Below are 6,950 nucleotides of genomic sequence, written 5' to 3' on the forward strand. Positions count from 1 at the left end.
TTTATATCCTCTTAACAAACATTTAAGATATGCAAATAAACTATATTCGAGGCCCGAACCCATTAATAGCATTTCTTTTTTAAACACATATACTGGATTGAAAATACGTACCTCAATTGATCGAGTGTACCTAACACACCCGAGAGAAACGTTTGTTCTACTTATATTTTATTACTTTTTATCACATTTAAGGATGTTTATCCTATACCTATATTTACGTTTTACCGCTAGAAGAGCAAATCGAGTTACTAACAAAGTATGTAATTTTAATTTTTCTATTATATATCCTCCGTTTTGAAATACATATAGAATTACAAATTCATTTATTTCTAGCTATAAACCTAAGAATACATACCAATAAGAAACCAACACATATAAAACACCCACAAAAACAAATCCTACAACAAGGTATACTACAGCTGTACAATTATAACTCATAATCTTTTCAACACCTATAAGGGTCCTGTCCGCATTTAATACAAATATAAACTAAAAAAATTTCAATTAAAAAAGAGACGGAATCTCTACTCTAAGGAAAATCCGACTCTTATTTTTGGGCCACAACTAAAGTAATTTAACTTACTCGCTATAACTGAACTCCCTCATACTAACCATAGCCAAAATAACTTTTACATTTAATATTCCCTACTCTGCTGTACTGAAGATGAATGTATCATATCCATCACTGCATGATATAAGTTTTCCGGATATTCAGCTATCCGATGGCATAAATACAAGTACCACTCTTTCCCATAAGTCAAATACACCCTAGCATTATGTCCTTTGTTTTTCAAATCACTTAACATATCCGGACGAATTCCATATAGCATTTCTATTTCTACACTAGATTGACTAAAGTATTGACGTTGCTCCATTTCTTTAATAAGAATTTCATCATGTGTAGCTATAGATACAGGATGGTTATTTTCAACTAGTTGTTCTACGATCTGAAGATACTGTTGATTTAAGTCAGTTGATCTAGGTATAGCAATATCCGAAACTTCTTGATAGGCACCTTTTACAACTCGGATTTCCCCGGGATAATGTAGGAGTTCTTGAATATCCTTGTTTGAGCGATATAAATGCGCCTGAATCGTTATCCCTACATTAGGATATTGCTCAGTCGTTTTTTATAGATGGAAAGAATGTCTGCTGCTTTAGATGATTCTTCCATACTTATCATAAGGGTAGTTCCATGTACTTTTGCCTTCTCTGCCAACTCCATTAAATGAATATAAGATATTTCTGGATCTATAGATAACCCAATATGCGATAAATCGAGTGATACTGTTTGTTTCATAGATAGAGCACCCATATCCCCAATAAGATTCCAAAACTCATCTTTTGCTTTATAACATTCCGCTATATCTAGAGTATTTTCCCCTATGTATTCTAGTGAAGTATGATAACCTTTTGTAATTAGTTCTTTTGCTATCACAATCCCCTCATGTCTCGTTTCTCCGGTGCAACGCAAGCTTTAACACTTGTTTCTAAGTTACTTTTGTCAACAGGCGACCAAGTACTAATAGAAGATCCCATCACCAATGACATTCAAACAATTTTTAAAAATTCAGGAGCCTTCCTTTATCCTATACCAGTTGATGATAATGGGATGGATACATCTTTGTTGCCTGCAAATAAAAACCAAAAATTCATCTTCACTACTCCTTCTCATCAGTTTCCTTTAGGAGGAGCGTTACCGATTCAACGACGGGTTCAATTGATTAACTACTCAAGAAAAACAAATTGTTATCTCATTGAAGATGATTATGACAGTGAGTTTCGATATGAAGGCTCACCTGTAAGTTCATTACAGGGATTGGATCCCGAGCGTGTTATATATAGGTTCATTTAGTAAAATTTTATCACTGGCCCTTAGGATGGGATACTTAGTTCTTCCCTCACACCTTATTGAAAAATGTCGCAGGATAAAATGGTTTTCAGATCTACATACATCTTCTTTAAATCAACTTGTCCTTACTAAATTTATTGTCGAAGATTATTTGGAACGGCATATTATGAAGATGAAAAAAATCTATAAAAATTGAAGAGACATCCTTATCCAGCAATTAAAATTAGTATTCTCAAATAAGATCAATATTTTCGGTCATTCTACAGGATTACACCTGATTGTCGAATTCAATCAATTTCAATTCACCAAAGAATTACTTGAGAAAATCCAACAACTTGGGGTTAAAGTATATCCTGTGGAAGACCACGCTATTGAAAAAGGAAAACATCATAATCGAATTATTATGGGGTATGGACATTTAACAACTGAAGAAATAAAAGAAGGTGTGCGCAGGCTACAGAGGGCAATACCTTGCATATATTCTTGTTAATAAATAGACTTTAAAACTCAAAGTTAAAGAGTCTAACAAACTTGTCCATATTTTTCTGAAGGTATGCTATTTAGATGTGAAATCATAATAAAATAAAGCTGTTTCTTGCTAGATAAAAGTGCTCATAGAGCCAACATTAATTACAAGCTTATTTTATTAAACACAAAAAAGACGAGTCATTCTGACTCGTCTTAAGCTTGCTTGGCGACGTCCTACTCTCACAGGGACAAGGTCCCAACTACCATCGGCGCTAGAGAGCTTAACTTCCGTGTTCGGTATGGGAACGGGTGTGACCTCTCTGCCATCATCACCAAACTATGAAGGCATATTCCTTCAAAACTAGATAACATTTGCTTCATATTATATGGTTAAGTCCTCGATCTATTAGTATTCGTCAGCTCCACATGTCACCATGCTTCCACCTCGAACCTATCAACCTGATCATCTTTCAGGGATCTTACTAGCTTACGCTATGGGAAATCTCATCTTGAGGGGGGCTTCATGCTTAGATGCTTTCAGCACTTATCCCTTCCGCACATAGCTACCCAGCTATGCCCTTGGCAGAACAACTGGTACACCAGCGGTGCGTCCATCCCGGTCCTCTCGTACTAAGGACAGCTCCTCTCAAATTTCCTACGCCCACGACGGATAGGGACCGAACTGTCTCACGACGTTCTGAACCCAGCTCGCGTACCGCTTTAATGGGCGAACAGCCCAACCCTTGGGACCGACTACAGCCCCAGGATGCGATGAGCCGACATCGAGGTGCCAAACCTCCCCGTCGATGTGGACTCTTGGGGGAGATAAGCCTGTTATCCCCGGGGTAGCTTTTATCCGTTGAGCGATGGCCCTTCCATGCGGAACCACCGGATCACTAAGCCCGACTTTCGTCCCTGCTCGACTTGTAGGTCTCGCAGTCAAGCTCCCTTATGCCTTTGCACTCTACGAATGATTTCCAACCATTCTGAGGGAACCTTTGGGCGCCTCCGTTACACTTTAGGAGGCGACCGCCCCAGTCAAACTGCCCACCTGACACTGTCTCCCGGGTCGATAAGACCCGTAGGTTAGAATTTCAATACAGTCAGGGCGGTATCCCACCAGCGCCTCCACCGAAGCTAGCGCTCCGGTTTCAATGGCTCCCGCCTATCCTGTACAAACTGTACCAAAATTCAATATCAGGCTACAGTAAAGCTCCACGGGGTCTTTCCGTCCTGTCGCGGGTAACCTGCATCTTCACAGGTACTATAATTTCACCGAGTCTCTGGTTGAGACAGTGCCCAAATCGTTACACCTTTCGTGCGGGTCGGAACTTACCCGACAAGGAATTTCGCTACCTTAGGACCGTTATAGTTACGGCCGCCGTTTACTGGGGCTTCAGTTCAGAGCTTCGCTTACGCTAACCCCTCTCCTTAACCTTCCAGCACCGGGCAGGTGTCAGCCCCTATACTTCGCCTTACGGCTTCGCAGAGACCTGTGTTTTTGCTAAACAGTCGCTTGGGCCTATTCACTGCGGCTTTCCGTTAAGAAAGCACCCCTTCTCCCGAAGTTACGGGGTCATTTTGCCGAGTTCCTTAACCAGAGTTCTCTCGCACACCTTAGGATTCTCTCCTCGCCTACCTGTGTCGGTTTGCGGTACAGGCACCTTTTATCTCGCTAGAAGCTTTTCTTGGCAGCGGGGAATCAAAGACTTCGCTCCATAAGGAGCTTCCCCATCACAGCTCAGCCTTCACGATAAGCGGATTTGCCTACTTATCAGCCTAACTGCTTGGACGTGCTCAACCAATCGCACGCTTCTTCTATCCTTCTGCGTCCCTCCATTGCTCAAACGATAAAGAGGTGGTACAGGAATATCAACCTGTTGTCCATCGCCTACGCCTGTCGGCCTCGGCTTAGGTCCTGACTAACCCTGAGCGGACGAGCCTTCCTCAGGAAACCTTAGGCATTCGGTGGACGGGATTCTCACCCGTCTTTCGCTACTCATACCGGCATTCTCACTTCTAAGCGCTCCACCAGTCCTTCCGGTCTGACTTCACTGCACTTAGAACGCTCCCCTACCACTGATACCATTGGTATCAATTCGCAGCTTCGGTGGTGTATTTAGCCCCGGTACATTTTCGGCGCAGAGTCACTCGACTAGTGAGCTATTACGCACTCTTTAAATGGTGGCTGCTTCTAAGCCAACATCCTAGTTGTCTAAGCAACTCCACATCCTTTTCCACTTAATACACACTTTGGGACCTTAGCTGGCGATCTGGGCTGTTTCCCTCTTGACTACGGATCTTATCACTCGCAGTCTGACTCCTAAGGATAAGTCATTGGCATTCGGAGTTTGACTAAATTCGGTAATCCGATGAGGACCCCTAGTTCAATCAGTGCTCTACCTCCAAGACTCTTACACTTAAGGCTAGCCCTAAAGCTATTTCGGGGAGAACCAGCTATCTCCAGGTTCGATTGGAATTTCTCCGCTACCCACACCTCATCCCCGCACTTTTCAACGTGCGTGGGTTCGGGCCTCCATTCAGTGTTACCTGAACTTCACCCTGGACATGGGTAGATCACCTGGTTTCGGGTCTACGACCACGTACTAAACGCCCTATTCAGACTCGCTTTCGCTGCGGCTCCGTCTCTTCAACTTAACCTTGCACGGGATCGTAACTCGCCGGTTCATTCTACAAAAGGCACGCCATCACCCATTAACGGGCTCTGACTATTTGTAGGCACACGGTTTCAGGATCTCTTTCACTCCCCTTCCGGGGTGCTTTTCACCTTTCCCTCACGGTACTGGTTCACTATCGATCACTAGGGAGTATTTAGCCTTGGGAGATGGTCCTCCCAGATTCCGACGGAATTTCACGTGTTCCGCCGTACTCAGGATACATTCAAGAGAGAACGAAGTTTCGACTACGGGGTTGTTACCCTCTACGACGGACCTTTCCAGGTCGCTTCGTCTACCTCGTTCCTTTGTAACTCCGTATAGAATGTCCTACAACCCCAAGAGGCAAGCCTCTTGGTTTGGGCTATGTTCCGTTTCGCTCGCCGCTACTCAGGAAATCGCATTTGCTTTCTCTTCCTCCAGGTACTTAGATGTTTCAGTTCCCTGGGTCTGTCTTCCTTACCCTATGTATTCAGGTAAGGATACCATACCATTACGTATGGTGGGTTTCCCCATTCGGAAATCTTCGGATCAAAGCTTACTTACAGCTCCCCGAAGCATATCGGCGTTAGTCCCGTCCTTCATCGACTCCTAGTGTCAAGGCATCCACCGTGCGCCCTTTCTAACTTAACCAAACTAAAAATTAAAAAATATGAGCTACACTGTTATCTAGTTTTCAAAGAACATACATTTATATATGAGAGATAGTTCTCTCAAAACTGAACAAAACGAAACACGGAAACTTATATTGATGAACAGCGTTCATCAATTCTCCATAGAAAGGAGGTGATCCAGCCGCACCTTCCGATACGGCTACCTTGTTACGACTTCACCCCAATCATCTGTCCCACCTTAGGCGGCTGGCTCCATAAAGGTTACCCCACCGACTTCGGGTGTTACAAACTCTCGTGGTGTGACGGGCGGTGTGTACAAGGCCCGGGAACGTATTCACCGCGGCATGCTGATCCGCGATTACTAGCGATTCCAGCTTCATGTAGGCGAGTTGCAGCCTACAATCCGAACTGAGAACGGTTTTATGAGATTAGCTCCACCTCGCGGTCTTGCAGCTCTTTGTACCGTCCATTGTAGCACGTGTGTAGCCCAGGTCATAAGGGGCATGATGATTTGACGTCATCCCCACCTTCCTCCGGTTTGTCACCGGCAGTCACCTTAGAGTGCCCAACTTAATGATGGCAACTAAGATCAAGGGTTGCGCTCGTTGCGGGACTTAACCCAACATCTCACGACACGAGCTGACGACAACCATGCACCACCTGTCACTCTGCTCCCGAAGGAGAAGCCCTATCTCTAGGGTTTTCAGAGGATGTCAAGACCTGGTAAGGTTCTTCGCGTTGCTTCGAATTAAACCACATGCTCCACCGCTTGTGCGGGCCCCCGTCAATTCCTTTGAGTTTCAGCCTTGCGGCCGTACTCCCCAGGCGGAGTGCTTAATGCGTTAACTTCAGCACTAAAGGGCGGAAACCCTCTAACACTTAGCACTCATCGTTTACGGCGTGGACTACCAGGGTATCTAATCCTGTTTGCTCCCCACGCTTTCGCGCCTCAGTGTCAGTTACAGACCAGAAAGTCGCCTTCGCCACTGGTGTTCCTCCATATCTCTACGCATTTCACCGCTACACATGGAATTCCACTTTCCTCTTCTGCACTCAAGTCTCCCAGTTTCCAATGACCCTCCACGGTTGAGCCGTGGGCTTTCACATCAGACTTAAGAAACCACCTGCGCGCGCTTTACGCCCAATAATTCCGGATAACGCTTGCCACCTACGTATTACCGCGGCTGCTGGCACGTAGTTAGCCGTGGCTTTCTGGTTAGGTACCGTCAAGGTGCCAGCTTATTCAACTAGCACTTGTTCTTCCCTAACAACAGAGTTTTACGACCCGAAAGCCTTCATCACTCACGCGGCGTTGCTCCGTCAGACTTTCGTCCATTGCGG

General features: G+C 44.6%; 3 rRNA genes and 2 pseudogenes. 1 reads left to right on the forward strand and 4 read right to left on the reverse strand.

Going from position 1 to position 6,950, the window contains the following annotated elements:
• Positions 1–635: 635 nt before the first annotated feature.
• A pseudogene (locus tag ACUN28_RS27905) lies at positions 636–1,465 on the reverse strand (proline dehydrogenase family protein); the annotation flags it as partial.
• Here ACUN28_RS27905 and ACUN28_RS27910 point away from each other — a divergent pair.
• Positions 1,460–2,342, forward strand: a pseudogene (locus ACUN28_RS27910) (aminotransferase-like domain-containing protein); the annotation flags it as partial. The pseudogenes ACUN28_RS27905 and ACUN28_RS27910 sit on opposite strands and share 6 nt — an antisense overlap.
• Before the next feature lie 199 nt (positions 2,343–2,541).
• On the opposite strand, the gene rrf reads toward ACUN28_RS27910, so the two are convergent.
• The 3 genes from rrf to ACUN28_RS27925 all read right to left on the reverse strand — a co-directional run.
• A 5S ribosomal RNA gene (gene rrf / locus ACUN28_RS27915) occupies positions 2,542–2,657 on the reverse strand.
• A gap of 49 nt (positions 2,658–2,706) precedes the next feature.
• Positions 2,707–5,628 (reverse strand): 23S ribosomal RNA (locus ACUN28_RS27920).
• A 146-nt stretch (positions 5,629–5,774) separates the two neighbouring features.
• Positions 5,775–6,950, reverse strand: a 16S ribosomal RNA gene (locus tag ACUN28_RS27925); the annotation flags it as partial.

The organism is Bacillus sp. WC2507 (assembly GCF_052656125.1).